Origin of the sequence: Micromonospora deserti, assembly GCF_003236335.1 — a bacterium.
Lineage (GTDB): Bacteria > Actinomycetota > Actinomycetes > Mycobacteriales > Micromonosporaceae > Micromonospora > Micromonospora deserti.
In genome coordinates, this window is the sequence record NZ_POUB01000060.1 from 1 (window position 1) to 25,677 (window position 25,677).

Below are 25,677 nucleotides of genomic sequence, written 5' to 3' on the forward strand. Positions count from 1 at the left end.
TCCCCCGCCCCCGCACCGCGCCCTGCCCGTGCCGCGCCAGTTGCCGACAGCTACGCCACCCGGCGGCGGGCGGCGCGCGACCGCCCGGCCGGACGCCGGGGCGCGGGCAGGACCTCCACCTCGAATCCGGCCCGGGCGAACACCTCGATCGCCCGGGCCTCGGCCCCGCCGAGCCCGGCTGCCGGGGACGCCTCGTCGAACAGGGCGGTCACCAGGCAGCCGGCGCAGCCCCCGCCCCGGATCCCGCACCCGTCGCAGTCGATGAGCATCTCGCCTCCTGAAGCGCTGCGGCCGTCGGGTGGTCGCCGTCGCCGCCACCCGACCACTGTCGGTCACGTCGACGCTACGGGAGGGGTGTGACAGAAACCGGACATCCGGTCGCGCTTCCGGCTCGACGCCAGATCTTGGTATGAAGTGGCCCCTCCAGGGGCCGTTTCCCACCAGGCGGTCAGGAGCGGGAGAGGCGGCGAAGCAGGGAGTCGGCGCCGAGCGGGTACGCGCCGTGCCGACGTACCCCGTCGGCGACCTCGCGGTCGGAGGAGACCACCACCACCGGGCGGCCCGGCGGTTCGGCGCGGACCAGGCGCCGGATCAGCTCGTCGGCGGTCTCCCCCTTGCGGGAGAAGAGCACCCGTACGCCGCGCGGGCTGGGCGGCAGCCCGTGCATCCGCTCGGCGCCGTCGAAGACCACGGTGACCTCGTCGCCGGTCTGCGCGGCGATCCCGCCCAGGCCGGTGATCAGCCGCTTGCGCTGCTGCTCCAGGGACATCTCGCCGAAGCCGCGCTTGGTGACGTTGTACCCGTCCACGACCAGGTGCGCCCGGGGCAGGGCGAGCAGCTGGTCCAGCCGGGCCGGGTCGTCGGTGTCCCGGGCCCGGGCCGCCGTGCCGGTCGAGGTGGTGGCGGACTGGTCGGCGTAGGCGTCGGCGACGAAGTCGGCGGGCAGCTTGTCGACCGGGTCCAGCGCCAACTCCCGGCGCAGCCCCACGGCTGCCTGGCCGATGGTCTCCAGCAGCAGCCAGAGCCGGGCGTCGTCGACCGAACGCGCCTCCTTGGCGCTGGCTCGCGCGACCCCGGCCGCCGCCTCCGCCTCGGCCAGCCGGGCGCGGGCCCGGCGCAGCTCCGCGTCGGCGTCGGCCGCCGCCCGGGCGGCCCGGCCCCGCTCGGTGGCCAGCAACTCGGTGGCCTTGCGCTCCCGGGCCTGCGTCTCACGCAGCGACCGGGCCAGCTGCCGGGTCTCCTCGCGCAGCTGGCCGAGCTCCTCGCGGACCCGGGCCAGTTCGTCGCGGAGCTTCTCCGCCTCGACCCGGGCCACCGCCCGGTCGTGTTCGGCGCGGGTGGCCCGCTGCTCTGCCTCGCGGACCAGTTCGGCCACGACCGCGCTGTCCGCCTCGGCGCGGACCGCCGCGCCGCTGGCCTCGATCAACTGCCGCCACCCGCGCGGGCGGGCCAGGTAGGCCAGCGCGGCAACCTCGACCGGGTCGGCGGCGGCCGGCGCGGTGCCCTCGAGCACCGCGGCGCCGAGGTCGCCCGCGTCGGCGAGCACCCGCGCGGTGATCCGCTGCCGGAACAGCGGGTCGGCGGTGAGCTGGGCGGCGATCGCCGGCGCGCCGAGGCGCGCCCGCCGGTTGGGGGCGAACTTGGCCACCCGCCGCAGCGGCACGGGGATTTCGTCCGCGGGCAGGCCGGGCAGCACCGCGGCGGTCAGCGCCACGATCCGCTGCCGGACCGGCTCGGGCAGGACGGGCTCCGGCTCTGGCGTCGATCCCTCGCCCGGCGCGTCGGCGCCCGCGCCGTCCGGGGTGGCGTCGGCGCCCGCGCCGCCCGGGGTGGCGTCGGCGGGCGTGCCCGGCCGGTCGGTGGCGCCCTCACCGGCCTCGCGCGCGGCGACGACCGACTCCTCCGGGGGGAGGTTGTCGTCGTACGGCTCGGTGAGGGGCATGTGGCAAGTCTCCCACCGCGACCGGGCCCACCGCCCGGTGAGTGAGCCGATCTCTCATCCTAGACCCCGGTGGTGACGGGTGGGGCTGCCGGGGCGGGAGTGTCGGACCGGGCCGCTAGCGTGCCGCCGATGGCACAGCAGGAGTACGTCCAGGAGTCGCTGGCCGGCCTCGACCCGGTCGCGGGCGGGATCGACCCGGCGCTTCCGCTCTACGCGACGACGTTCGTGGTGGTCGACCTGGAGACCACCGGCGGCGCGCCGGACGGCGGCGGCATCACCGAGATCGGCGCGGTCAAGGTGCGCGGCGGCGAGGAGCTGGGCGTGCTGGCCACCCTGGTCAACCCGGGCCAGCCGATCCCGCCCTTCATCACCGTGCTGACCGGCATCACCCAGGCGATGCTGCTGCCCGCCCCGCCGATCGAGCAGGTGCTGCCGAGCTTCCTGGAGTTCCTCGCCGACGCCGTGCTGGTCGCCCACAACGCACCGTACGACGTCGGCTTCCTCAAGGCCGCCTGCGCGAAACACGGCTACCGCTGGCCCAGCCCCCGGGTGCTCGACACCGCGGCGCTGGCCCGGCGGGTGCTCACCCGCGACGAGGTGCCCAACCGCAAGCTCGGCACCCTGGCGGCGCACTTCCGCACCGCCACCCGGCCGACCCACCGCGCGCTCGACGACGCCAAGGCCACCGTCGACGTGCTGCACGGGCTGATCGCCCGCCTCGGCGGGCACCGGGTCGACACGATCGGCGACGCCATCGAGTTCGCCCGGGCGGTCACCCCCACCCAGCGGCGCAAGCGACATCTGGCCGACGGGCTGCCCAAGGCGCCCGGGGTCTACATCTTCCGGGCCGCCGACGACCGGCCGCTCTACGTCGGCACCTCGGTCGACATCGCCACCCGGGTCCGCAGCTACTTCACCGCCGCGGAGAAGCGCGCCCGGATCTCCGAGATGCTCGCCGCGGCCGAGCGGGTGGAGGCGGTGGAGTGCGCCCATTCGCTGGAGGCGGAGGTCCGCGAGCTGCGGCTGATCGGCGCGCACGCGCCGCCGTACAACCGGCGGTCGAAGTTCCCGGAGCGGGTGGTCTGGCTGAAGCTGACCGACGGGCCCTACCCGCGGTTGTCCCTGGTCCGGGAGATCTCCCCCGACGACCGCGCCTACCTGGGGCCGTTCACCTCCCGCCGGTCCGCTGAGCTGGCCGCGGCGGGTTTCCACGACGCCGTACCGCTGCGGCAGTGCACCCACCGGCTCTCGCTGCGCACGGTCACGCCGGCCTGCGCGCTGGCCGAGCTGGGGCGCTGCCCGGCGCCCTGCGAGCACCGGATCACCCCGGAGGAGTACGACGCCCGCGCGGTCGCGCCGTTTCGCACCGCGATCGCCAGCGACCCGCAGGTGGTGGTCGACGCACTGCTCGCCCGGATCGACGTGCTCGCCCGTGGCCAACGCTACGAGGAGGCGGCGGTGGTGCGATCCCGGCTGGCCGCCGTGCTGCGGGCGGCGGTACGGATGCAGCGGCTGTCCGCGCTCACCGGCATCTCCGAGCTGGCCGCCGCCCGGCCGGCCGCGGGCGGCGGGTGGGAACTGGCGCTGGTGCGGCACGGCCGGCTGGCCGGGGCCGGGGTGTCCCCGCCGGGCGTCCACCCGCGACCGACGATCGCTGCGATCCGGGCCACCGCCGAGACCGTCCCGCCGGGGCACGGGCCGATCCCGCACGCCTCGGCGGAGGAGACCGAACGGATCCTGTCCTGGTTGGAGCGGCCGGAGACCCGGCTGGTGGAGATGTCCTCCGGTTGGGCGTCCCCGGTGGCCGGTGCGGCCCGGTTCCGCGACCTGCTGCGCATGGCCGAGAGCGCCGCGTCCCACCAACTCTCGACCGAACGCTCATGACCAAGTGTCCGATCGGACTACGTCGACTCGCTTAGGCTGTTAGAGAAGTGCAGTCCTGCCCGTTTCGTGGGCCTGCTCCCGTTGCCGGGGTTCCGGCGGCCGTGGGGCCGGGGTGAGGAGGTGTCCCTCGTGGACGTCGACGCCGGACACGGCGCCGCCCTGGGGGGCGCCCTTCCGACCCAGCCGGGCGAGCTGCCGCTGGCCCGCCGGTTGCGGTCGCTGCTGACCTGGCCGACCACCGAGACCGACCCGGTCACCCACCTGGTCCGCGCCCACCGCGGCATCCACGCCAACACCGATCCCTCCGTGCTGCGCCGGGCCTACACCATCGCCGAGAACATGCACCGCGGGCAGTTCCGCAAGAGCGGCGAGCCGTACATCACCCACCCGCTCGCGGTCGCCCAGATCTGCGCCGACCTCGGCATGGACACCACCACCCTGGTCGCGGCGCTGCTGCATGACACGGTGGAGGACACCCGCTACACCCTTCAGGCGCTCGCCGAGGACTTCGGGCCGGAGGTGGCCCACCTGGTCGACGGGGTGACCAAGTTCGACAAGGCCTTCTACGGCACGGCCGCCGAGGCCGAGACGATCCGCAAGATGATCATCGCAGCCGGCAAGGACGTCCGGGTACTGATCATCAAACTGGCCGACCGGCTGCACAACATGCGCACTCTCGGCGTCCGCTCCCCGGCCTCCCGCCAGCGCATCGCCCGGGCCACCCAGGAGGTGCTCGTCCCGCTCTGCGACCGGTTGGGCATCCAGACGCTCAAGCGGGAGCTGGACGACGTGGTGCTGCTGCACCTGGAACCCGACGAGCACGCCCGGATCGCCCGGCACGTGCACGACCGGCCCGGTTGGGACGCGTACCTGGCCGAGGTGGTGGCCCGGGCCAGGGTCGCGCTACGTCGCAGCCGGGTCGACGCCGAGGTGACGCCCCGCCCGCGGCACCTCTACTCGATCTGGAAGGACACCGTCGCCGGCGGCCACAGCACACCGTACGACCTGCCCCGCATCGCCGTGGTGGTGGACGGCCCGGCGACCGACTGCTACGCGGCGCTGGGCGCGATCCACGGGCTGTGGCGGCCAGTCCCGGGCCGGTTCAAAGACTTCATCGCCTCGCCGAAGAACAACCTCTACCGTTCCCTGCACACCAGCGTCCGCGGCCCGAAGGACCACACGGTCGAGGTGCTGATCCGCACCGAGGAGATGCACCGGTCCGCCGAGTACGGCATCGCCGCCAACTTCCGCTTCCCGCTGGCCGGTGGCGGGGCGGCCGCCCGGGCGGAGCAGCTCGACTGGCTGCGCCGGGTGCTCGACTGGGAGCAGGACGCCGCCGACCCGGCCCAGTTTCTCCAATCGCTGCGCTGCGACCTGGCCGAGGCACAGATCCAGGTCTTCGCCGACGGGCGGCAGGTCCTGCTCCCGGCCGGGGCCACCCCGGTCGACCTCGCGTACGAGCTGGGCACCGAGCTCGGCGACCATTGTCTCGCCACCCGGATCAACGGCCGGCTGGCCCCGCTCTCCTCCGAACTGGAGGAGGGGGACGTGGTGGAGATCTTCACCGAGACCGACGCGGCCAACGGCTTCGACGCCGACGCCGCCCCCCGCGGCCCGCGTCGGGAGTGGCTCGGCTTCGTCAAGTCGCCGCACGCGCAGATGCAGATCAGCCGGTGGTTCGCCGAGCACACCGAGCCGGGCATCTCGATCACCGACAAGGTCCGCCTCGGCCGGGCCACCATCGGGCTGGCGCTGCGCAAGCACAACCGGGGGCTGGCCAGCGACCTGCCCCTGCTCCGCCTCTCCGAGGAGCTGGGCTACCCCGACCTGGAGACCCTGCTGGTCGCGGTCTTCGACCGGGTGATCGAGCCCGACGCGGTGGTACGCCAGCTCATCGACCTGGTGGACCACCGCCAGTGACTCCACCGGGCCCGGGGCGTCCGAGGGATCCTCGCGGCCACTAGCCTGGAGTCATGATCCCCCGCTCACGCGCCACCGGACGCGCCATCGCGTACCAGGTGTTCTACCGGCTGCCGCTGCCGGTGCGACGCCGACTGGTCCGCCTGGCCGTTCCGAAGTACATCGTCGGCGCGGTCACCCTGGTCCGGGACGCCGAAGCCGAGGGCGCGGGCCGGCTGTTGCTGCTGCGCCAGCCGCCGGGCAAGGGCTGGACGCTGCCCGCCGGGCTGCTGCAGAAGCGCGAGGCACCGGTGGTGGGCGCCGCCCGGGAACTGTTCGAGGAGACCGGGATCCGGCTCTCCCCCGCCCGGCTCCGGCCGGCGGTGCCGAACGCGGTGGTGCACGCGAAGGGTTGGGTGGACGTGGTCTTCACCGCCGAGGTGCCGGCGTCGACCGCCGAGCTGACGGTCGACGGCGCGGAGGTCTTCGAGGCCGCCTGGCACCCGCTGGACGACCTGCCCAAGCTGACCTGGCCGACCGCCCGGCTGCTCGCGTACTACGACATGGGGCCGCTGGCCGGGCAGTTCCCGCCACCGGTTCCCGACACCATGCCGTGAGCGGCCCGGCGGACGTCGAGGTCTGCGCGGTGGTGCTGGCCGCCGGCGAGGGCACCCGGCTGCGGCCGCTGACCAGGCGGGTGCCCAAGGCACTCTGCCCGGTGGGGAACGTACCGCTGCTCGACCGCTCCCTGGCCCGGCTGGCCGGGCTCGGCCTCGCCGGACCGGACCGGGTCGCCGTCAACGCCTGCTACCTCGGCGGGCAGATCGTCGAGCACGTCGGTGACCGGGCGCACCTCTCCGTCGAGCCGGGTGACCCGCTCGGCACCGCCGGCGGCGTCGCCAACCTGCGCGGTTGGATCGCCGGGCGCGGGGTGCTAATCGGCAACGCCGACGCCTACCTGGCCGACCCGGCGGCAGCCCCGGGGCCGGACATCGCCGCGCTGCTGCGCGACTGGGACGGCGACTCGGTACGCCTGCTCGGCCAGGCCGCCGCGGACCCGGCGGCGCCCGGCACCTTCGACGGCCACGTGTTCACCGGCTTCTCGCTGCTGCCCTGGCGGCTGGTGCGGGACCTGCGGGTGGAGTTCAGCGACCTGGTCCGGGCGGTGTGGCGGCCCGCGGAGGCGGCCGGCGCGCTGGCAGTGGTGTCCTACCCGGGCGTCTTCTACGACACCGGCACCCCGGCCGACTACCTGGCGGCCAACCTGCACGCCGCCGGTGGCGGGAGCCTGGTCGACCCGACCGCGACGGTGACCGGCCGCTGCCGGCGGTCGGTGATCGGAGCCGGCGCGGTGGTGCACGGCGACGTCGAGAGCAGCGTGGTCTGGCCGGGCGTCACCGTCGGCCCGGACGAACGCCTCCACGGCGCCGTCCGCGCCGGTGCCGACCTCACCGTGGCGACCGCCGGGCCGAGCTGACCCGACCCGGGTGATGCCGGTGGCCGCCGCCACCCGGTCCGCGAAAGCCCGCTCGCCGCGCCCGGGATCGGGCAAGCATCTAGCATGAGCGACGACGCCGACGAACGGAGCAACCTCCCGTGATCACCGCGATCGTGCTGATCGACTGCGCCACCGACTCGATCCCCGAGGTGGCCGAGGCTCTGGCCGACCTACCCGGAGTGAGCGAGGTCTACTCGGTGGCCGGCCACGTCGACCTGATCGCCATGGTCCGGGTCCGCGAGTTCGAGCAGATCGCCCAGGTCATCGCGGGGCGCATCTCGAAGGTGCCGGGCGTGCTCAACACCGAGTCGCACATCGCCTTCCGCGCGTACTCCCAGCACGACCTGGAGGAGGCGTTCGCGATCGGCCTGGCCAACGCCGACTGACCTCGCCCCCGGGCACGCGACGGCCGGTCCACCCGGGCGGGTGAACCGGCCGTCGTCGGCACGGGACGTCAGCTCACGCCCGGAGCCGGCGTCTCGGTCTCGGTGGGGCCGCCCGGAGCCGGCGTCTCGGTCTCGGTGGGGCCGCCCGGAGCCGGGGTCTCGGTGGTCACACCCGGAGCCGGGGTGCCCGGACCCGGCGTGCCGGTGCCGGTGGCCTGCGGGACCGGGATGCCGAGCTCCTCGGCCAGCGCCACCAGCTCGTCGTAGTGCGCCTGCAGCGTCGGCAGGGCGGTCTGGGCGAGCTGGACCACCGACTGCTCGGAGCCCTGCGAGATCTCCGTCTGGGTGGCCTGGATGGCCTGGACGTGGCCGGCCAGCTGGCTGGTCACCCAGAGCCGGTCGAACTCCTCGCCGCTGGCGCTGTTCAGCTGGTCGATCACGGACTGCTGGTCCGCGGTGGGCTCGCTCGGCAGTTCCACCCCGAGCTGGGACGCGGTCTGCTGCACAGTCTGGTCCAGCTGGGTGTGGTCCGTCCGGAACATCTCACCCAGGTCCTTGACCCCCTGGTTCTGGCCCTTCTGCTGGGCCAGCTCACCGGCGGTGATCTCGAACAGGTTGACCTGGTGGATGGCCTGCAGGTACTGGGTGTCCTGCTGTGACGGCTGCACCGCGGCCTGAGCCGCCGCGGCCGGCGCCATGCCCACCAGCACCAGCGCGGCCAGCAGGCCGAGGCGTTTGATTCCCAACATGCTTCCCCCCCTTGAGACGTTGGACCGCACGGATACCCGGCTGGCCGGGGTTATTCCTGCGATTCCCCTCGCGCGAGGGATGCCCGACCCCGTGGTCAGTCGGAGATCCTGGTGCGAAATCTCCCCTGGAGAGGCTTGTTCCCACCAAGATCCCGATCCAGGTGGCCGGGGCGGCACGGGGTGGTGTTCGACCGCCGGCCGTGGTGGACGCGGGAAACGGGCGTGGCGCCCGCCGGAATCCTCCGGTGGGCGCCACGTCGGGGTGTCGCGGGGTCAGCGGCGGGACTCGCCGCTGCCAATCTCCTCCCGCTCCGGTCGGGGCTCGACCGGCGGGTGGCCCGGCGAGACCGGCGCCTCGGCCGGCTTCTCGATCGGGTAGAAGAAGCCCCGGATGGCCGGGCCGAGTGCGCCGAGCCGGTTCATCTTCTTCGGCACGACCCAGCCGACGTACTCCAGCTCGCCGTGGCCGTCACCCGTGCCCAGCGGCTGGTGCACCTCCACGAAGCGACCGTCCGGCAGCCGCTTGATGATGCCGGTCTCGACACCGTGGGCGAGTACCTCCCGGTCGTGCTGCTGCAGGCCCAGGCAGATCCGGTAGGTGATGTAGTAGGCCAGCGGAGGCACCACCAGCAGACCGACCCGGCCCGCCCAGGTCATCGCGTTCAGGCTGATCTGGAACTTGTCCGCGATGACGTCGTTGGCGCCGGAGAGGGTCAGCACCAGGAAGAAGGAGACCGCCATCGCGCCCACCGCGGTACGGGCCGGCACGTCCCGGGGCCGCTGGAGCAGGTTGTGGCTCTTGCGGTCCTTCAGGTGCCGGGCCTCCAGGAACGGGTAGAGCGTGGAGAGCCCCACCAGGATCCCCGGTAGCACCACCGTCGGCCAGAACAGCGGCGGGATCACGTACCCGTCGCCGATCGGGATGTTGATCTCCCAGGCCGGCATCAGGCGCGTCGAGCCGTCCAGGAACATGACGTACCAGTCGGGCTGGCTGGCGGCGGAGACCACCCACGCCTCGTAAGGGCCGAACAGCCAGATGGGGTTGATCTGGAACAGACCGCCCATCAACGCGATCACGCCGAAGACGACCATGAAGAAGCCGCCCTGCTTGATCGCGTAGCGCGGGAACATCCGCTCGCCGACGACGTTGCCGTTGGTCCGGCCGGGGCCGGGCCACTGGGTGTGCTTCTGCTTGAAGACCAGGCCCAGGTGGACGCTGATCAGCGCGACCAGCAGAGCCGGGATGAGCAGCACATGGGCGATGTAGAAGCGGCTGATGATGATGGTGCCCGGGAACTCGCCGCCGAAGACGGACGAGGTCACCCAGGAGCCGATCACCGGGATGGAGAGCATGATCGCCGAGGCGATCCGCAGGCCGGTGCCGGAGAGGCCGTCGTCCGGCAGCGAGTAGCCGGTGAAGCCGGCCAGGAAGCCGACCCAGAACAGCAGCGAGCCGATGATCCAGTTCGTCTCCCGCGGCTTACGGAACGCGCCGGTGAAGAAGATCCGCAGCATGTGCACCACGATCGCGGCCATGAACAGCAGCGCCGACCAGTGGTGCATCTGCCGCATGATCAGGCCGCCCCGGACGTCGAACGACAGGTCCAGGCTGGAGGCGTACGCGGCGGACATCGGCGTGCCCCGCAGCGGGGCGTAGCTGCCGTTGTAGACCACCTCGGTCATCGACGGCTCGAAGAAGAAGGTCAGGAAGACACCGGTCAGCAGCAGGACGATGAACGAGAAGAGCGCGATCTCGCCGAGCAGGAAGGACCAGTGGTCCGGGAAGACCTTGTTCAGCAGCCGGCGCAGCGGGGTGGCCACCTGGAAGCGCTCGTCCACTCCCACGGCGGCCTTGCCCGGCGCCGATGCCATGTCAAACTTTCGCCGCTTCACGGCCGCTCCCAGAAGTCGGGCCCGACGGTCTCGGTGTAGTCGGACTTCGCCACGAAGTAGCCCTCGGCGTCCACCTCGATCGGCAGCTGCGGCAACCGGCGGCTGGCCGGACCGAAGATGGGCCGGGCGTTGTCGGTGATCAGGAACTGCGACTGGTGGCACGGGCAGAGCAGCCGGTTGGTCTGCTGCTCGTACAGGCTAGCGGGGCAGCCGGCGTGGGTGCAGATCTTCGAGAAGGCGGCGTAGTTGCCCCACATGTAGTCGCCGTGCCCGACCCGCTCGTTGGCCCGGCGAGACTCCTGCGCGTCCGAGTCCCGCAGGTGGATCAGCAGCGTCGGCGAGTCCGCGTGCCGGTTGCTCACGCCGTGGTCGATGCCGGGGAAGACGGTGATCTGGCCACCCGCGCTGATGTCGGCCGGGCGGACCGGACGGCCGTCCTCCCGGACCAGCCGGACCTTCTCGCCGCCCTCGGCGGGGGCGAATCCGGTGGTGAACATCTGGTTGTTCTTGTGCGGGTCGGAGATCAGGCCACCCACCAGCGGGGCCGCGGCCACCGCGCCCACCGGCGCGAGACCGGCCAGCAGCGAGATGCCGAGCAGCGGGCGGCGCTTCACGCCCAGCTCGTCGGCCATGTAGAGCATGGTCTGGCCGGTGATGATGCGGTCGTCGGCGGCGACGGCACCCTCGTGCCGGTCCTGGATCGAGACCTCCTTGGGCAGCAGCTTCTTGCCCCAGGTCAGGATGCCGAAGCCGATGCCGAGCAGGGCCACGCCCAGGGTGATGCCGAGCAGCGGGGTGTACCACTTGTCGCCACCGCGGCCCGGGGCGTACTCCCACGGCCACCAGATGTAGACGACCAGGAAGGCGGTCGCCGCCAGGCCGGTCAGCAGGAACATCGACGCGATCGTGCGGGTCAGCCGGCGCTCGGCCTTGGTGCCCGGGAGCACCTGCTGCTCGTAGTGGACGATCTCGATGTCGTCCCGGCGGGCGCCCTCGCGGACGATGTCGAACCGGGTCAGCCCGGGGTCCTGCACGTCCACCGACTGCCGACTGCGCGGGACCTTCTGGTGCTCGGTCTGCGTGCTCATGCCGTCACCTCGCTACGGGTGGCGCCGGGACCCGGCACCACAGCACTGAATCGAATGGTCCGCCCGGTCACGACTTGCCCGCAATCCACAGGCTGGCGAAGACGAGCGCGACGATGCCGACCAGGAAGATCGCCAGACCCTCGGTGGACGGGCCGTACCGACCGAGGTTGAAGCCACCCGGGTCCTGGTCGTGCTTCAGGGTCTCCTGGATGTAGGCGATGATGTCGGCCTTCTGCTCCGGGGTGATCTGGTTGTCCCCGAAGACCGGCATGTTCTGCGGGCCACTCAGCATCGCGGCGTAGATCTGCCGGTCGCTGGCCGGGTGCAGGCTGGGCGCGTACTTGCCGGAGGAGAGGGCCCCGCCGCCACCGCCGAAGGCGTGGCACTGCGAGCAGTTGATCCGGAACAGTTCGCCACCGGCGGCGATGTTGCCGTCGGAGTGGAGGTTGTCGCCCTCGGGCACCACCGGGCCGCCGCCGAGCTCCTGGACGTACTGCGCCAGCTGGCGGACCTCCTCGTCGGTGAAGAGCTCCGGCTTGCGCTGCGCCTGGGCCTCCTGCCGGGCCATCGGCATGCGGCCGGTGCCGACCTGGAACTCCACCGAGGCCGCGCCGACGCCGATCAGGCTCGGCCCGCGTCCCTCGACACCCTGCGCGTTGCGACCGTGACAGGTCACACAGCTCACGTCGAACAGCGCCTTGCCCTCCGCGGCGGCGCCGGTCAGCGGCGGATTGTCCTGCGCCTGCGCGCCGGGGGCGAAGACGGTGTAGGCGCCGCCGGCCAGCATCAGCGCGGCGAGCAGCCGGACCGCGGCACCCAGCCGGCGGCGGCCCCTGCTGCGCGCTGCGGGCCGCCCGCGCAGCCGCGCGAGCAGACCGCGTCGGCGGTCGTTGTCAGAAGTCATGACCTGTGTCCTTAACCGGTTGGACCTTGTCTCAGGGGACGGAGCAGCGGCGCGGTTCGTGACGCGCCAAGATCACTGGAGCCAGTAGATCATGGCGTAGAGCGCGATCCACACGACGTCGACGAAGTGCCAGTAGTAGGACACGACAATCGCCGAGGTGGCCTGCGCCGGCGTGAACCGGCCCATGGTGGTGCGGATCATGTAGATGACGAAGGCGATCAGACCGCCGGTCACGTGCAGACCGTGGAAGCCGGTGGTCAGGTAGAACATCGACCCGTAACCGTCTTCGTTGATCTTGATGCCCTCGTGCACCAGCTCGCGGTACTCGTTGACCTGGCCGAGCACGAAGATCAGGCCCATCACGAAGGTGATCGTGAACCAGCGCCGCAGCGCGTGCACGTCACCCTTCTCGGCGGCGAACACGCCGAGCTGGCAGGTCACCGAGGACAACACCAGGATCACCGTGAAGGTGGTCGCGTAGGGGATGTTGAGGTGCTCGGTGTGCTCCGCCCACTGCTCCGGCGCCGCCGCGCGGATGGAGAAGTACATCGCGAACAGCGCCGCGAAGAACATGAGCTCGCTGGAGAGCCACACGATCGTCCCGACGCTGACCATGTTGGGTCGGGTCAGGGAGTGGATCCGGCTCTTGTCAATGGCTGGGGCCGCAGTCACGCGGTCATTATTGCCGTTGACCGGGGCCGGCGATCAGCGGGGTGGCAAACCGGTGGCATCCGCGGCCCGACCGGGGCAGTCCGGTTCGCCTGACCTAGTCTGAAAAGCGTGCTGCACGTCGATCTGATCTCCGCCGCCACCTCGGCCGCCGCGCCGGCGGTGGCCGAGGCCATCCCACCACCGTTCACCGTGACCTCGGTGTTCACCGAGACCCGGCTGGACAGCTGGCTCGCCGTCGGGCTGGTGCTGGCCGCCGGGATCTACCTCTACGGGGTGCACCGGCTGCGGGCGCGCGGCGACCGGTGGCCGGTCATCCGGACCGTCTTCTTCCTCGGCCCCGGTCTGGGCGGCATCGCGGCGGTCACGGTCAGCGGCCTGCACGCATACGACACGGCGCTGCTGTCGGTGCACATGGTCCAGCACATGGTGCTGTCGATGATCTCGCCGATCTTCCTGGCCCTGGGCGCCCCGGTGACGCTGGCCCTGCGCACCCTGCCGCAGCGGCCGCGCCGGCTCCTGCTGGCCGCCGTGCACAGCCGGATCGCGCGGATCTACAGCTTCCCGCTGGTGGCGTTCGCCATCTTCGTGGTGAACCCGTTCGCGCTCTACTTCACGGACCTCTACCGCTACACCCTGGAACACGCCTGGGCGCACGAGCTGGTGCACGCGCACTTCATCATGACCGGCTGCGTGTTCTTCTGGCCGCTGCTCGGCCTCGACCCGCTCCCCGGGCGCTGGCCCTACCCGGCCCGGGCGCTGCTCATGCTGCTCTCGGTGCCGTTCCACACCGTGCTCGGGCTCACCATCATGCAGAGCAGCACACTCTTCGGCGGCGACTGGTACCCGTCGCTGGGGCTGACCTGGGCGGACCCGTGGGACGACCAGGTGGTCGCCGGCGGCGTCCTGTGGGCCGGCGGCGAGTTCGTCAGCGTGACCATGCTCGCCGTGCTGGTCGTGCAGTGGATGCGCCAGGCCGAGCGGGAGGCCCGCCGGGTCGACCGCGAACTGGACCGCCAGGAGGCCCGCCAGCGCGCCGCGGAGTCCGCCGCCTGAGCTGCGCCGACGGTACGCTCTGGCGGCGCCGCCGGGCGGGACGTCACGCACTTCACACCGACCGGTACGATCGGCGGGCAGCTACGAGGTGGGAGCCAGTCCAGCCATGAGCGATCGTCTTTGCAGTGTCCTGCTCTACAGCGACGACCCGCAGGTCCGCGACCGGATGCGGCTCGCCGTCGGCACCCGGCCCGCGCCCGGTCTGCAGATCGAGTTCGTCGAGGCGTCCAGCTACGCGGAGTGCGTCCGGCTCGTCGACGACTACGAGATCGATCTCATGCTCCTCGACGGTGAGGCCTCCCCGGGCGGCGGCATCGGCATCGCCCGGCAGATCAAGGACGACCGGGACGACGCTCCCCCGACCTGCGTGGTGATCGCCCGCGCCGCCGACCGATGGCTCGCGGCCTACGCCGAGGTCGACGCCACCCTGGTGCACCCGCTCGACCCGGTGACCACCGGCACCACGGTGGCCGAGCTGCTACGGACGCACGCCCCCGCCTGACGTCCCGCTCCGGCCCCCGCACGGCGCCGGACTCCACCGGCGCCGGTTCCGTCCCCACCCGCATTCGTACGCTCGGGAGGCCCGCCATGGGCGATCGGACCTGGCCGCACCTGCTCACCACGCTGCTGCGCGGCGAGGAGCTCTCCACCGCCGACACCGCCTGGGCGATGGGCGAGATCATGTCCGGCTCGGCCGCGCCGGCGCAGGTCGCGGGCTTCGCCGTGGCGTTGCGGGCCAAGGGTGAGACCTCGGCCGAGCTGGCCGGTCTGGTGGAGGCGATGCTCAGCCGGGCGGTGCCGGTCGAGCTGCCCGAGGAGCTGCGGACCACCGCGCTGGACGTGGTGGGCACCGGCGGTGATCTCGCCCACACGGTCAACATCTCCACCATGACCGCGCTGGTGGTCGCCGGTGCCGGCGTCCGCGTGGTCAAGCACGGCAACCGGGCTGCCTCCTCCTCCTGCGGCACGGCCGACCTGCTGGAGTTCCTCGGCCTACCGCTGGATCTCGGCCCCGAGGGAGTGATCCGGTGCGTCACCGAGGCTGGCATCGGCTTCTGCTTCGCGGCCAGGTACCACCCCGGCATGCGGCACGCCGGGCCGGTCCGCCGCGAGCTGGGCGTGCCGACCGCGTTCAACTTCCTCGGCCCGCTGACCAACCCGGCCCGGCCGCGGTCCGGCGCCGTGGGCTGCTTCGACCTGCGGATGGCCCCGGTGATGGCCGGCGTCTTCGCCGCCCGCGGCGACTCGGTCATCGTGCTGCGCGGCGAGGACGGGCTTGACGAGTTCACCACCGCCGCGCCGACCCGGGTCTGGGTGACCCAGGGCGGGATCGTCCGGGAGGAGGTGCTGGACGCGACCGACCTCGGGGTACCCCGGTCCACCCTCGGCGACCTGCGGGGCGGTGACGCCGCGTACAACGCCGCGGTGGCCCGGCGCCTGCTCGCCGGCGAGGCCGGCCCGGTGCGGGACGCGGTCCTGGTCAACGCCGCGGCGGCGCTGGCCACCCAGGGCCCGCTCGACGGCGACCTGACCGCCGCGCTGCGCGCCGGAATGGACCGGGCCGCCGAGTCTATCGACTCCGGCGCCGCCGCCCGCGTCCTCGACCGCTGGATCGACGTGGCCCGCTCCGCCTGACCAGCTCCCGCCGACCCGGCCGCGCCGGGCAACCCCATCGGCGGCAGGTCGAGTCGGTCCACGCCGACAGGAGGGCGTGGGATTGGTGACGAGGCGGGGCGTTCCGGGAAGTGTCTGACCTGCGTGCGAAACTACGGCCGAGTAGTTTTCGGCTCCCGCCGGGGCGCCGGCGGGAGCCCGGAGCGAGAGGAGGCGCCCGTGTCGGACCGCGAGCTCCACTGCGACACCTGCGAGAGCGTTCAGCCCTTCGAGGCGCCGCCGTGCGTCGACGGCCACGGCGTCGACTGCCCCGAGGTGATCTGCACCGGATGCGGTGCTGCCATGCTGATCGCCACGTTCGCGTTCCGCGCCCCGCGCCTGGCCGCCCGACCCCAGCGCCAGCGCCCGCCGGTCCACCGCCGCGCCGCCTGACCAGGCCACCCACCCCGGCGCCGCCACCCGAAGACCGCCGCGGGCGCACGCCGCCGCCCGCGCCACCATCCCTTCGCGTCGCCTGTGGTCTCGCCGCCCCACGCGAAGCCGGCTACCCCGGCCTGGCGCGCGCCGCCGCACCGGCGGCCGAGCCCCGCGCCGCGGACGGAAGAGGCCCGCCTCCCCTGGGGAAGACGGGCCTCCGTGATGCTCGGTGCCGCGGTCACCCGGCCACCGGGTCAGTGCTCGGCGGTGCGCCGGGTGCCGCTGTAGTACTCGAACAGCAGGCCGCAGGCCGCGAAGATGACCGCCACCAGACCGGCGCCCAGCAGCCAGAACTGCCAGAACACCAGGCCGAAGCCGGCGATCGAGGCGGCCAGCGCCAGGCCGAACGGCCAGTAGCTGCCCGGGCTGAAGAAGCCGATCTCGCCCGCGCCGTCGGCGATCTCGGCGTCCGACCGGTCCTCCGGGCGCAGGTCGATACGGCGGGAGACGAACCAGAAGAAGCCGCCACACATCGCGCAGAGCAGGAAGCTCAGCAGCAGCCCGACCGTGCCGACCCACTCGATCCGGCCGGTCTCCCCGGCGGTCCAACCGCCGTAGAGGACGGTGGCGAAGAGCAGGAACGCGGCGATGATCAGGAAGATACGCCACTCGGTCTTCATGCCTGCTCCCTCAGCTTCCCGCGCCGGCCGGAGCGTTGTCCGGGTTGAAGTTGGCCTCCGTGCGCCGCGTCTCGAACGGGCGCGTGGTCTGGGCGTACGGCTCCTCGCCGATGGCCATCAGCGCCTCCTGGGTGGACCGGCCGTCCCGCTTCGCCGCGAGGAACTGGTCGTACTTCTCCGGGGAGACGGCCCGCAGCTCGAAGTTCATGAAGGCGTGGTAGCTGCCGCAGAGCTCGGCGCAACGACCCACGAACGCACCCTCGGTGTCGATGCGGGAGACCTCGAACACGTTACGGATGTTGCCGGGCATGACGTCCCGCTTGAACAGCAGCTCCGGCACCCAGAAGGAGTGGATGACGTCCCGGCTGGTCTCCTCGAACCGGATGGACCGGCCGGTCGGCAGCACCAGGATCGGGATGACCTCGCTGGTGCCGAGCACCGAGGCGACGGTGTTGGCGTCCTGGCCCTGGCCGTCGCGGTAGTTGAACTGCCAGTTCCACTTGAAGGCGACCACCTCGACGGTGACGTCGGGGTTCCTGGTCGTCCGGTCCACGCCGGTCTGCACGATCGCCGTGTAGTAGAAGAGCACGGAGACGATCAGGATCGGCGCGATGGTGTAGAGGAACTCCATCGGCATGTTGTAGCGGGTCTGCACCGGCAGTTCGTTGCCGCGCTTGCGGTAGCGCACCACGCACCAGAAGATCAGGCCCCACACGAAGACCCCGACCGCGAGCGCCGCGATGCACGACGCGATCCACAGATCGTACATCCGGTGCGCTTCGGGCGTGATGCCGCCCTGCGGCCAGCCGAAGCCGTCGAACGTCGCGCCGACGTCGCAGCCCGTGAGCAGGACCAGCAGCGCCGCGCCGCCGAGACCGAGCCCGGCGAGCCGACCGGCACCCCGCCCCCGGCGCCCACCGGCTCCCGGGACAGCGCTGCGCCGTACGGCCGACGGCCGTACCTCCGAACTCCTTGCGACCACCTGGTCCTGCCTCCCTAGCGCGCCGCGGTGTCTGGTCCGTCCGGCCGCCCTCACCGGGGCGGAGCGACAGCACCGGCGGCAAAGGCGTCACCGACGGTCGCAGATTACTCGACCATGACGGGCTCGGCCCTGTTGGGGTCGCTGTCCGCCCCCATCGGGGGATCTTGGGGATACCGGCGCGATAGCGTGGCTTGCGTGAGCGCTTCCCCGGTCTACCTGGACGCGGCGACGGCCGCGCCGCTGCACCCGGTCGCCCGGCAGGCGCTGCTGGCCGCGCTCGACGACGGCTGGGCCGACCCGGGCAGGCTGTACACGCAGGCCCGCCGGGCCCGCCAGCTCCTCGACGCGGCGCGCGCCGCGACCGCCGAGACCCTGGGCGTACGCCCCGACGAGGTCTCCTTCACCCCCAGCGGTACGGCGGCCGCACACGGCGCGGTGCTGGGCGGCCTGGCCGGGCGGCACCGGGCCGGGCGGGTGCTGGTGCACTCGGCGATCGAGCACTCCGCCGTGCTGCACGCGGCGGAGCGGCACGTCGCCACCGGTGGCGCCAGCACCGAGGTGCCGGTCGACCGGCTGGGCCGCCTCGACCTGGCCCGCTGGTCGGCCGCGGTACGGGCGCCCGGGGTGGCCCTGGCCGCACTGATCGCCGCCAGCCACGAGGTCGGCACCGTGCAGCCGGTCGGCGAGGCGGCGGGGGCGTGCGGCGACGCTGGGGTGCCGTTGTTCGTCGACGCCGCCCAGGCGGTCGGCCGGGTGCCGGTGCCGGCCGGCTGGTCGGTGCTGACCGCCAGCGCGCACAAGTGGGGTGGCCCGCCCGGCGTCGGGCTGCTGGTGGTCCGCAAGGGCACCCGGTGGGAGTCGCCGTGGCCGGCCGACGAGCGGGAGGGCGGCCGTACGCCCGGAGCGCTGAACCTGCCGGCGGTGGTGGCCGCGGCGGCGAGCCTGCGCGCGGTGGCGGCCGACGCGGCGGCCGAGGCGGCCCGGCTGGCGCCGCTGGTGGCCCGGATCCGGGCCCGGGTGGCGGCGGAGGTGCCGGACGTGGAGGTGGTGGGTGACCCGGACCACCGGCTGCCCCACCTGGTGACCTTCTCCTGCCTGTACGTCGACGGCGAGGCCCTGCTGCACGCGCTGGACCGGCGGGGATTCGCCGTCTCCTCGGGCTCCTCGTGCACCTCCTCGACGCTGCGCCCGTCGCACGTGCTGGCGGCGATGGGGGTGCTCTCGCACGGCAATGTCCGGGTGTCCCTGCACCGGGAGACCACCGAGGCGGACGTCGAACGGTTCCTGACCGAGCTGCCGGGGATCGTGGCGGACCTGCGCGCCGCGGCGGGGGTGGTGGGGCTGTGACGGCGCCGGCGGAGGTGCTCGACTGCCGCGGCCAGCGCTGCCCGCTGCCGGTGATCGCGGCCGCCCGGCGGCTGCCCGAGCTGCCGGTCGGGACGGTCATCCGGGTGCTGGCCGACGACCCGGCGGCGGCGGTGGACATCCCGGCCTGGTGCCGGATGCGCGGCCACGAGTTCGTCGGCACCGTCACCGGCCCGGACGGCCCCGCCTACGACATCCGCCGCCAGCACTGACCCCACCCGGCGGGCGCGCGGGTGGGCGTCAGCGGAGGTAGCTGAGGATGGCGGGGAGGGGGTCGGTGTCGATGCTGGTGTCGACCACCAGGCGGGGACCGATCATCGGTTCGTACTCGGCGCGGCGGAGCAGGGTCTGCTCCCAGGTGGGCAGGAACGGATCCGGCTCGGCCGGTAGCCGCGCCTCGACCCGGCGGCGGTGCTCGGCTTCGTCGCCGCAGTACACCTCGACGAGGCGCAGCCCGACGCCGGCCCGGTCGGCCAGGTCGTGCCAGAGCCTTCGGACGCCGGCGACCGGGTTGACCGCGTCGACCACCACGCTCAGCCCGAGCGCGAGCTGCACCTCGGTCAGGTTCGCCACCGCCCGGTACGCGGCCACCCCGGCGGCGTCACCGACCAGGCCGTGCCGGGCCAGTGCCCGCTCGACCGGCTGCACCGGCAGGACCGGCGCGCCGAGGGCCGCGCCGACCCGGGCCGCCAGGGTGCTCTTGCCCACCCCCGGCAGCCCGGCGAACGCGACCAGCAGCGGTGTCACGGCAACAGGTGTGCTCGTACGTCCTCGGCGGCCACGTCCCCGTACGACTCGGCGAGGCGCTTGACGAACAGGTCCCGGCGGACCTGGTACTCCTGGGTGCCGACGGTCTCCAGCACCAGCGTGGCGAGCAGCGAGCCCACCTGGGCGGCGCGCTCCAGCCCGAGGCCCCAGGAGAGCGCGGTGAAGAAACCGGCTCGGAAGCCGTCGCCGACGCCGGTCGGGTCGACCGCCCGGATCTCGCGCGCGATCGGCACGTGGATCGGGTCGATGTCCCGTCCGGCGATCTCCACGCCGTGCTTGCCCAGCGTGGTGACCCGCACCTTGACCCGCTCCAGCAGCTGCTCGTCGCTCAGCCCGGCCTTGCTCTGCAGCAGCGACTTCTCGTAGTCGTTGGTCATCAGGTAGTCGGCGCCGTCGATCAGCGCGATCACGTCCTCGCCGGGCATCCGGGCGAGCTGCTGCGACGGGTCGGCGGCGAACCGGTAGCCCCGCTCCCGGCACTCGGCGGAGTGCCGCAGCATCGCCTCCGGGTCGTTCGCGCCGACCAGGACCAGGTCCAGCCCGCCGAGGCGATCGGCGACCGGGGCGAGCTCGATGTTGCGGGCCTCGCTCATCGCACCGGCGTAGAAGGAGGCGATCTGGCACATGTCGGTGTCGGTGGTGCAGACGAACCGGGCGGTGTGCGCCACCTCGCTGACGTGCACCGAGTCGCAGTCCACGCCGTGCCGCTCCAGCCAGGAGCGGTAGTCGGCGAAGTCCGCTCCGACCGCGCCGACCAGGATCGGGCGCAGCCCGAGCTGCCCCATGCCGAAAGCGATGTTCGCCGCCACCCCGCCGCGGCGCAACACCAGGTCGTCCACCAGGAAGGAGAGGGACACCTTGTGCAGCTGGTCGGCGATGAACTGGTCGGCGAACCGGCCGGGAAAGCTCATCAGGTGGTCGGTGGCGATCGAACCGGTCACGGCGATCTTCATGTCAACCCTCGGGGTCGGGAGCTGGGCGCGCGTCAGCCTACCGGCCCGGCCACCCAAACGTGACCGGTCGGTCGGACAGCCGCCAGCTCCCGCTCACCGGCGGTGGCCGGCGCGGCGGGGTGGCCGCCGGGGCTCGGCGGCGCGACCTGCCCGAACGCGAACAGCGGGACCGCCCCGGAGGACGGCCCCGCTGTCGGCGAGGAGGTTCGACTCAGCTGAACGAGTCGCCGCAGGCGCAGGAGCTACCCGCGTTGGGGTTGTCGATGGTGAAGCCCTGGGCGTCGATCCGGTCGGCGAAATCGATGGTGGCGCCGGCCAGGTAGGGGGCGCTCATCCGGTCGACGACGACCTCGACGCCGTCGTAGTCGGTGACGACGTCACCGTCGAGCGAACGCTCGTCGAAGAAGAGCTGGTACCGAAGGCCGGAGCAGCCGCCCGGCTGCACGGCGACCCGGAGCCGCAGGTCGTCACGGCCCTCCTGCTCGATCAGGGCCTTGACCTTCTGCGCCGCGACGTCGGTGAGGACGACGGACGTGGGGGCCTTGGCCTCGGTCGACTCGGTCTGCGCTGGCGTGGTCACGTGGAATTCTCCCTGCGCGCGTTCGGTGTGGTCGTCCTGGCCAACATCACCCGTCGGTCAGCGATTCCCACTGCGGTCCAGTTTTCGATTGTAGGCCGCCGCGGGCGGCCTGGGCCGGTGGGCGTGAGCTGCGCCGCCGCCCGCCCGCCGGGCGCCGCCGTCCGGCCGGGCCCGGGGCGGGGCTGGCGGCCGGCGCGCCGTCACCGGCTCCACTGCCGGGCGAGCCGGGCGCCGAGCGCCCGCAGCCCGTCCGCCGGGCGCTCCAGCGCCGCCGCCAGGCCGCCGCGCACCTCGCCGCCGTAGTGCTCCACCAGGCTGTACGCGTCGGTCACCCCGGCCGCCGCGGCCTCCCGCCGGCCGGTGCTCACCTGCCCGGCGACCACCACGCAGGGCAGCCCCCGGTCCCGGGCGGCGGCGGCCACCCCGGCCACCACCGTGCCGCGCAGCGACTGGTGGTCGAAGGAGCCCTCCCCGGTCACCACCAGGTCGGCGCCGTCCAGCGCGGCGGCCAGCCCGATCGCCCCGGTCACCAGCCCGATGCCCGATTCGCACCGGCCGCCGAGCGCCAGGACGGCGGCGCCGAGCCCGCCGGCCGCGCCGCCGCCGGGCAGCGCGCCGAGCCCCGGTGGGCAGCCGGGCAGGTCCCGCTCCAGCACCGCGGCGAAGCGTTCCAGCGCGGCGTCGAGCAGCAGCACGTCACCCCGGTCGGCGCCCGTCCGCGGCCCGGACACGTTGCTCGCCCCGTGCAGCCCGAGCAGCGGGTTGTCCACGTCGATGGCGGCGACCAGCCGGGCCTCGCGCAGCCGGGGCACCCCGTCCAGCGCGGCCACCGCGGCCAACGCGGCGCCGCCGTACGGCAGCGCCTGCCCGGTGCCGTCGAGTGGGGTCACGCCGAGCGCGGTGAGCATCCCCGCGCCGGCGTCGTTGGTGGCGCAGCCGCCCAGGCCGATCACCACGGTCCGGGCGCCGGCCTCCACCGCGGCCGCGAGCAGCAGGCCCAGGCCGTACGAGGTGATGCGTTTCGGGTCCCGCTCGGCGGGGGTGAGCAGGTGCAGCCCGCACGCCTGGGCGCTCTCTAGGTAGCCGGTGGCGCCGTCGGCGGTGAGCAGGATCTCACCGGCCGCCGGCCGGCCCAGCGGGTCGACGGTCGGCACCGGAAGCCGCCGGGCGTCGAGCGCGTCGGCGAGCACGTCGAGGAAGCCGGGGCCACCGTCGGCCAGCGGCCGGATCAGCAGGTCGTCGTCGGGGGCGACGGTGCGCCAGCCGTCCGCCACCGCGGCGGCGACCTGCGGGGCCGGCAGCGTGCCGGCGAACCTGTCCGGGCAGAGCAGCACGCGCATGCCGGCAGTGTGGCAGCACACACCGGTGGAGGCTGCGGGCGGGCCGCGCTGTGGGACCATGGGGTACGTGACTTCGACCTGGGTAGAGCCTTCCAACACCGCCACGGCACTGCTGCTGTTGGGCCGGGGCAGCGACCCGGCCACCGAGCGTGGCGTCGAGTGTCCGGGTGACCTGCCGGCGCCCAGCGACCCGGATCTGGTGGCCCGGGCGGCGGCGGCGAAGGCGAAGCTGGGCAGCAGGGTCTTCGTGCTGGGTCACCACTACCAGCGCGACGAGGTGATCCAGTTCGCCGACGTGACCGGCGACTCGTTCAAGCTGGCCCGGGAGGCGGCGGCCCGGCCGGAGGCGGAGTACATCGTCTTCTGCGGCGTGCACTTCATGGCCGAGAGCGCCGACATCCTCACCTCGGGCGCGCAGAAGGTGGTCCTGCCCGACCTGGCCGCGGGCTGTTCGATGGCCGACATGGCGGTGCTGTCGCAGGTCGAGACGGCCTGGGAGGTGCTCACCGAGCTGGGCGTCGCGGACCGGACCGTCCCGGTGACGTACATGAACTCCTCGGCGGACATCAAGGGCTTCGTCGGTCGCAACGGCGGCGTAATCTGCACCTCCTCCAACGCACGCCGGGCGCTGGACTGGGCGTACCGGCAGGGCGAGAAGGTGCTCTTCCTGCCCGATCAGCACCTGGGCCGCAACACCGCGGTGCTGGAGATGGGCTTCCCGCTGGACGACTGTGTTCTCTACGACCCACACAAGCCGAACGGCGGGCTGACCCCGCAGCAGCTGCGGGACGCGAAGATGATCCTGTGGCGGGGGCACTGCTCGGTGCACGGCCGGTTCACCCTCGACAGCGTCAACGACGTGCGCGAGCGGGTGCCCGGGGTGAACGTCCTGGTCCACCCGGAGTGCCGGCACGAGGTGGTCACCGCCGCCGACTTCGTCGGTTCGACGGAGTACATCATCAGGACCATCGAGGCGGCCCCGGCCGGCTCGGCGTGGGCGGTGGGCACCGAGCTGAACCTGGTCCGCCGGCTCGCGCTGGCCAACCCGGACAAGCAGATCATGTTCCTGGACAAGGCGGTCTGCTACTGCTCGACGATGAACCGGATCGATCTGCCCCACCTGGTCTGGGCGCTGGAGGAGCTGGTCGCCGGCCGGGTGGTCAACCAGATCACCGTCGACCCGGACACCGCGCACCACGCCCGGGTGGCGCTGGACCAGATGCTGGCCCTGCCGGGCGCGGACACTCCGCCGCCGACCGCCCACTGATCACGTTCGGTAGTGCCCTTGGTACAGGAAAGTGCCGGATCACCGAATGATGCCCTCAGGGGCGATGTGACCGGGTCCATTTCCGTCACCGAGGGCTATGCTGCCGGGGCGACGAACATGCGGGCCGTTTCGACATGGCCGCTATCCGGGTAGCGATGACCATCGTGAGCCCCATCGACAGCACCGACGCGCTGGAGGTTGCGTTGACCGACGACGTCCTGGTCGTGCACGGCGGCACCCCGCTGGAAGGGCGGATCCGCGTGCGCGGCGCGAAGAACCTGGTCTCCAAGGCGATGGTCGCCGCTCTGCTCGGCGACAGCCCGAGCCGGCTGTTCGACGTGCCGAAGATCCGTGACGTCGAGGTGGTTCGCGGCCTGCTCGGCCTGCACGGGGTCAAGGTCACCGATGGCGACGAGGACGGTGAGCTCGTCTTCGACCCGGCGAACGTGGAGGGCGCGAGCACCGACCAGATCAACGTGCACGCCGGGTCCAGCCGGATCCCGATCCTGTTCTGCGGGCCGCTGCTGCACCGCCTCGGGCACGCGTTCATCCCCGACCTCGGCGGCTGCCACATCGGGCCGCGCCCGATCGACTTCCACCTGCAGGCGCTGCGCGAGTTCGGCGCCACGGTCGACAAGCGACCGGAAGGGCTGCACCTGTCCGCACCGAACGGCCTGCACGGCACCAAGTTCGCCCTGCCGTACCCGAGCGTCGGCGCGACCGAGCAGGTGCTGCTGACCGCGGTGATGGCCGAGGGCGTCACCGAGCTGCGCAACGCGGCGGTGGAGCCGGAGATCATCGACCTGATCTGCATCCTGCAGAAGATGGGCGCGATCATCAAGGTGCACACCGACCGGGTGATCGAGGTCCAGGGCGTGCCGAAGCTGCACGGCTACACCCATCGACCGATCCCGGACCGGATCGAGGCCGCGAGCTGGGCGGCGGCGGCGCTGGCCACCCGCGGCCACGTGGAGGTGCTCGGCGCGCAGCAGGCCGACATGATGACCTTCCTCAACATCTTCCGCTCGGTGGGTGGCGAGTACGAGGTGACCGACGCCCGGGCACCGAAGCTGGGCGACCCGGGCCAGGAGGGCGGCATCCGGTTCTGGCACCCGGGCGGGGAGCTGAAGTCGGTGGCGCTGGAGACCGACGTGCACCCCGGTTTCATGACCGACTGGCAGCAGCCCCTGGTGGTGGCGCTGACCCAGGCCCGGGGGCTGTCGATCGTCCACGAGACGGTCTACGAGCAGCGGCTGGGCTACACCGAGGCGCTGAACTCGATGGGCGCGAATATCCAGGTCTACCGGGACTGCCTGGGCGGCACCCCGTGCCGCTTCGGCCGGCGCAACTTCAAGCACTCGGCGGTCATCGCCGGGCCGAGCAAGCTGCACGCCGCCGACCTGGTCATCCCCGACCTGCGGGCCGGCTTCAGCCACCTGATCGCCGCGCTGGCCGCCGAGGGCACCTCCCGGGTGTACGGCGTCGACCTGATCAACCGGGGCTACGAGGACTTCGAGGCGAAGCTGGCCGACCTGGGCGCGCACGCCGAGCGGCCGTAACCTCGCTCACTCCGTCGGCGCCGGCCAGCCCCGGCCGGCCCCGGACCAGCCAGGTGCACCGCGATGTGCACCGGGCGCCGACGGTTGGCTACCCTTTCCGCGTGCCGTCGCTGTTTCGCCGCAAGTCCACCGACCTCGTCGACGAGGCGGTCACCCCGGTGACCCCCGACGAGGAGTCCGCGCC

The 25,677-nt window shown here is 72.9% G+C and carries 26 protein-coding genes; 13 read left to right on the top strand and 13 right to left on the bottom strand.

Features of this window, described 5'->3' with window-relative positions; all coding sequences use genetic code 11:
- Positions 1–50 precede the first annotated feature (50 nt).
- Together C1I99_RS11540 and C1I99_RS11545 are read right to left on the bottom strand one after the other, a co-directional pair.
- Positions 51–269 carry a hypothetical protein gene (locus tag C1I99_RS11540; protein WP_111134212.1) on the bottom strand — a complete coding sequence of 73 codons (219 nt, stop codon included), beginning with the start codon at positions 267–269 and terminating at the stop codon, positions 51–53.
- Between the two features lie 179 nt (positions 270–448).
- Complete coding sequence (locus C1I99_RS11545) at positions 449–1,942, bottom strand: NYN domain-containing protein (RefSeq protein ID WP_111134213.1); 1,494 nt, start codon at positions 1,940–1,942, stop codon at positions 449–451.
- A gap of 129 nt (positions 1,943–2,071) precedes the next feature.
- Here C1I99_RS11545 and C1I99_RS11550 point away from each other — a divergent pair, with 129 nt between their 5' ends.
- The 5 genes from C1I99_RS11550 (at position 2,072) to C1I99_RS11570 (ending at position 7,609) form a co-directional block, all read left to right on the top strand.
- Positions 2,072–3,826, top strand: coding sequence for a DEDD exonuclease domain-containing protein (locus tag C1I99_RS11550; RefSeq protein ID WP_111134214.1), 1,755 nt, complete (start codon positions 2,072–2,074; stop codon positions 3,824–3,826).
- Between the two features lie 129 nt (positions 3,827–3,955).
- Positions 3,956–5,746 (top strand): RelA/SpoT family protein, encoded by a 1,791-nt coding sequence (locus C1I99_RS11555; RefSeq protein WP_111134235.1) that lies wholly within the window; start codon positions 3,956–3,958, stop codon positions 5,744–5,746.
- Positions 5,747–5,799: 53 nt separating this feature from the next.
- Positions 5,800–6,342 (top strand): NUDIX hydrolase, encoded by a 543-nt coding sequence (locus tag C1I99_RS11560; RefSeq protein ID WP_111134215.1) that lies wholly within the window; start codon positions 5,800–5,802, stop codon positions 6,340–6,342.
- On the top strand, positions 6,339–7,202 hold the full coding sequence (locus tag C1I99_RS11565) for a nucleotidyltransferase family protein (protein ID WP_111134216.1): 864 nt from the start codon (positions 6,339–6,341) through the stop codon (positions 7,200–7,202). The genes C1I99_RS11560 and C1I99_RS11565 overlap by 4 nt, the downstream gene beginning before the upstream one ends.
- A 119-nt stretch (positions 7,203–7,321) precedes the next feature.
- The gene (locus C1I99_RS11570) at positions 7,322–7,609 is read left to right on the top strand and encodes an Lrp/AsnC family transcriptional regulator (RefSeq protein WP_111134217.1); all 288 of its coding nucleotides are present in this window, start codon (positions 7,322–7,324) and stop codon (positions 7,607–7,609) included.
- A gap of 68 nt (positions 7,610–7,677) precedes the next feature.
- Here the strand turns inward: C1I99_RS11570 and C1I99_RS11575 are convergent, their stop codons facing one another.
- The 5 genes from C1I99_RS11575 to ctaE all read right to left on the bottom strand — a co-directional run bounded on the left by C1I99_RS11575 (position 7,678) and on the right by ctaE (position 12,915).
- Positions 7,678–8,358 carry a DUF4142 domain-containing protein gene (locus tag C1I99_RS11575; protein WP_111134218.1) on the bottom strand — a complete coding sequence of 227 codons (681 nt, stop codon included), beginning with the start codon at positions 8,356–8,358 and terminating at the stop codon, positions 7,678–7,680.
- A 273-nt stretch (positions 8,359–8,631) separates the two neighbouring features.
- Positions 8,632–10,251, bottom strand: coding sequence for a cytochrome bc1 complex cytochrome b subunit (gene qcrB, locus C1I99_RS11580; RefSeq protein WP_111134219.1), 1,620 nt, complete (start codon positions 10,249–10,251; stop codon positions 8,632–8,634).
- Complete coding sequence (gene qcrA, locus C1I99_RS11585) at positions 10,248–11,339, bottom strand: cytochrome bc1 complex Rieske iron-sulfur subunit (protein ID WP_111134220.1); 1,092 nt, start codon at positions 11,337–11,339, stop codon at positions 10,248–10,250. The genes qcrB and qcrA overlap by 4 nt, the downstream gene beginning before the upstream one ends.
- Positions 11,340–11,406: 67 nt before the next feature.
- Positions 11,407–12,243: a cytochrome bc1 complex diheme cytochrome c subunit gene (gene qcrC / locus C1I99_RS11590; RefSeq protein WP_111134221.1), complete on the bottom strand. Its 837-nt coding sequence runs from the start codon at positions 12,241–12,243 to the stop codon at positions 11,407–11,409.
- 72 nt (positions 12,244–12,315) lie between these two features.
- Positions 12,316–12,915 (bottom strand): aa3-type cytochrome oxidase subunit III, encoded by a 600-nt coding sequence (gene ctaE, locus C1I99_RS11595; protein ID WP_111134222.1) that lies wholly within the window; start codon positions 12,913–12,915, stop codon positions 12,316–12,318.
- 108 nt (positions 12,916–13,023) lie between these two features.
- Here ctaE and C1I99_RS11600 point away from each other — a divergent pair, with 108 nt between their 5' ends.
- From C1I99_RS11600 to C1I99_RS11615, 4 genes are all read left to right on the top strand, one after another.
- The gene (locus tag C1I99_RS11600; protein WP_111134223.1) at positions 13,024–13,968 is read left to right on the top strand and encodes a cytochrome c oxidase assembly protein; all 945 of its coding nucleotides are present in this window, start codon (positions 13,024–13,026) and stop codon (positions 13,966–13,968) included.
- 106 nt (positions 13,969–14,074) lie between these two features.
- Positions 14,075–14,470, top strand: a complete 396-nt coding sequence (locus tag C1I99_RS11605; RefSeq protein ID WP_111134224.1) for a response regulator — start codon at positions 14,075–14,077, stop codon at positions 14,468–14,470.
- Between the two features lie 86 nt (positions 14,471–14,556).
- On the top strand, positions 14,557–15,603 hold the full coding sequence (gene trpD, locus C1I99_RS11610; protein ID WP_111134225.1) for an anthranilate phosphoribosyltransferase: 1,047 nt from the start codon (positions 14,557–14,559) through the stop codon (positions 15,601–15,603).
- A 198-nt stretch (positions 15,604–15,801) separates the two neighbouring features.
- Positions 15,802–16,014 carry a hypothetical protein gene (locus tag C1I99_RS11615; RefSeq protein ID WP_111134226.1) on the top strand — a complete coding sequence of 71 codons (213 nt, stop codon included), beginning with the start codon at positions 15,802–15,804 and terminating at the stop codon, positions 16,012–16,014.
- Between the two features lie 239 nt (positions 16,015–16,253).
- On the opposite strand, the gene C1I99_RS11620 is transcribed toward C1I99_RS11615, so the two are convergent.
- Positions 16,254–16,679 (bottom strand): cytochrome c oxidase subunit 4, encoded by a 426-nt coding sequence (locus tag C1I99_RS11620; protein WP_111134227.1) that lies wholly within the window; start codon positions 16,677–16,679, stop codon positions 16,254–16,256.
- Between the two features lie 10 nt (positions 16,680–16,689).
- Positions 16,690–17,661 carry an aa3-type cytochrome oxidase subunit II gene (gene ctaC / locus C1I99_RS11625; RefSeq protein ID WP_111134228.1) on the bottom strand — a complete coding sequence of 324 codons (972 nt, stop codon included), beginning with the start codon at positions 17,659–17,661 and terminating at the stop codon, positions 16,690–16,692.
- Between the two features lie 195 nt (positions 17,662–17,856).
- Here ctaC and C1I99_RS11630 point away from each other — a divergent pair, with 195 nt between their 5' ends.
- Together C1I99_RS11630 and C1I99_RS11635 are read left to right on the top strand one after the other, a co-directional pair.
- Positions 17,857–19,008: a cysteine desulfurase family protein gene (locus C1I99_RS11630; RefSeq protein WP_111134229.1), complete on the top strand. Its 1,152-nt coding sequence runs from the start codon at positions 17,857–17,859 to the stop codon at positions 19,006–19,008.
- Positions 19,005–19,238 (top strand): sulfurtransferase TusA family protein, encoded by a 234-nt coding sequence (locus C1I99_RS11635; protein WP_111134230.1) that lies wholly within the window; start codon positions 19,005–19,007, stop codon positions 19,236–19,238. Before C1I99_RS11630 ends, C1I99_RS11635 begins: the two co-directional genes overlap by 4 nt.
- Before the next feature lie 28 nt (positions 19,239–19,266).
- Here C1I99_RS11635 and C1I99_RS11640 read toward each other — a convergent pair whose 3' ends face one another.
- From C1I99_RS11640 to C1I99_RS11655, 4 genes are all read right to left on the bottom strand, one after another.
- Complete coding sequence (locus C1I99_RS11640) at positions 19,267–19,773, bottom strand: P-loop nucleotide/nucleoside kinase family protein (protein ID WP_111134231.1); 507 nt, start codon at positions 19,771–19,773, stop codon at positions 19,267–19,269.
- The gene (locus C1I99_RS11645; protein ID WP_111134232.1) at positions 19,770–20,747 is read right to left on the bottom strand and encodes a carbohydrate kinase family protein; all 978 of its coding nucleotides are present in this window, start codon (positions 20,745–20,747) and stop codon (positions 19,770–19,772) included. The genes C1I99_RS11640 and C1I99_RS11645 overlap by 4 nt, the downstream gene beginning before the upstream one ends.
- Positions 20,748–20,958: 211 nt before the next feature.
- Positions 20,959–21,327 (bottom strand): iron-sulfur cluster insertion protein ErpA, encoded by a 369-nt coding sequence (gene erpA, locus C1I99_RS11650; RefSeq protein WP_111134233.1) that lies wholly within the window; start codon positions 21,325–21,327, stop codon positions 20,959–20,961.
- A gap of 200 nt (positions 21,328–21,527) precedes the next feature.
- Positions 21,528–22,667, bottom strand: coding sequence for a glycerate kinase family protein (locus C1I99_RS11655; protein ID WP_111134234.1), 1,140 nt, complete (start codon positions 22,665–22,667; stop codon positions 21,528–21,530).
- A 67-nt stretch (positions 22,668–22,734) separates the two neighbouring features.
- On the opposite strand from C1I99_RS11655, the gene nadA reads away from it, so the two are divergent.
- Both nadA and murA read left to right on the top strand, forming a co-directional pair.
- Entirely contained in the window at positions 22,735–23,934 is a 1,200-nt protein-coding gene (gene nadA / locus C1I99_RS11660) for a quinolinate synthase NadA (protein WP_111134236.1), read from the top strand.
- A 203-nt stretch (positions 23,935–24,137) separates the two neighbouring features.
- On the top strand, positions 24,138–25,493 hold the full coding sequence (gene murA, locus C1I99_RS11665) for a UDP-N-acetylglucosamine 1-carboxyvinyltransferase (protein ID WP_111134237.1): 1,356 nt from the start codon (positions 24,138–24,140) through the stop codon (positions 25,491–25,493).
- The last annotated feature ends 184 nt before the right edge of the window (positions 25,494–25,677 follow it).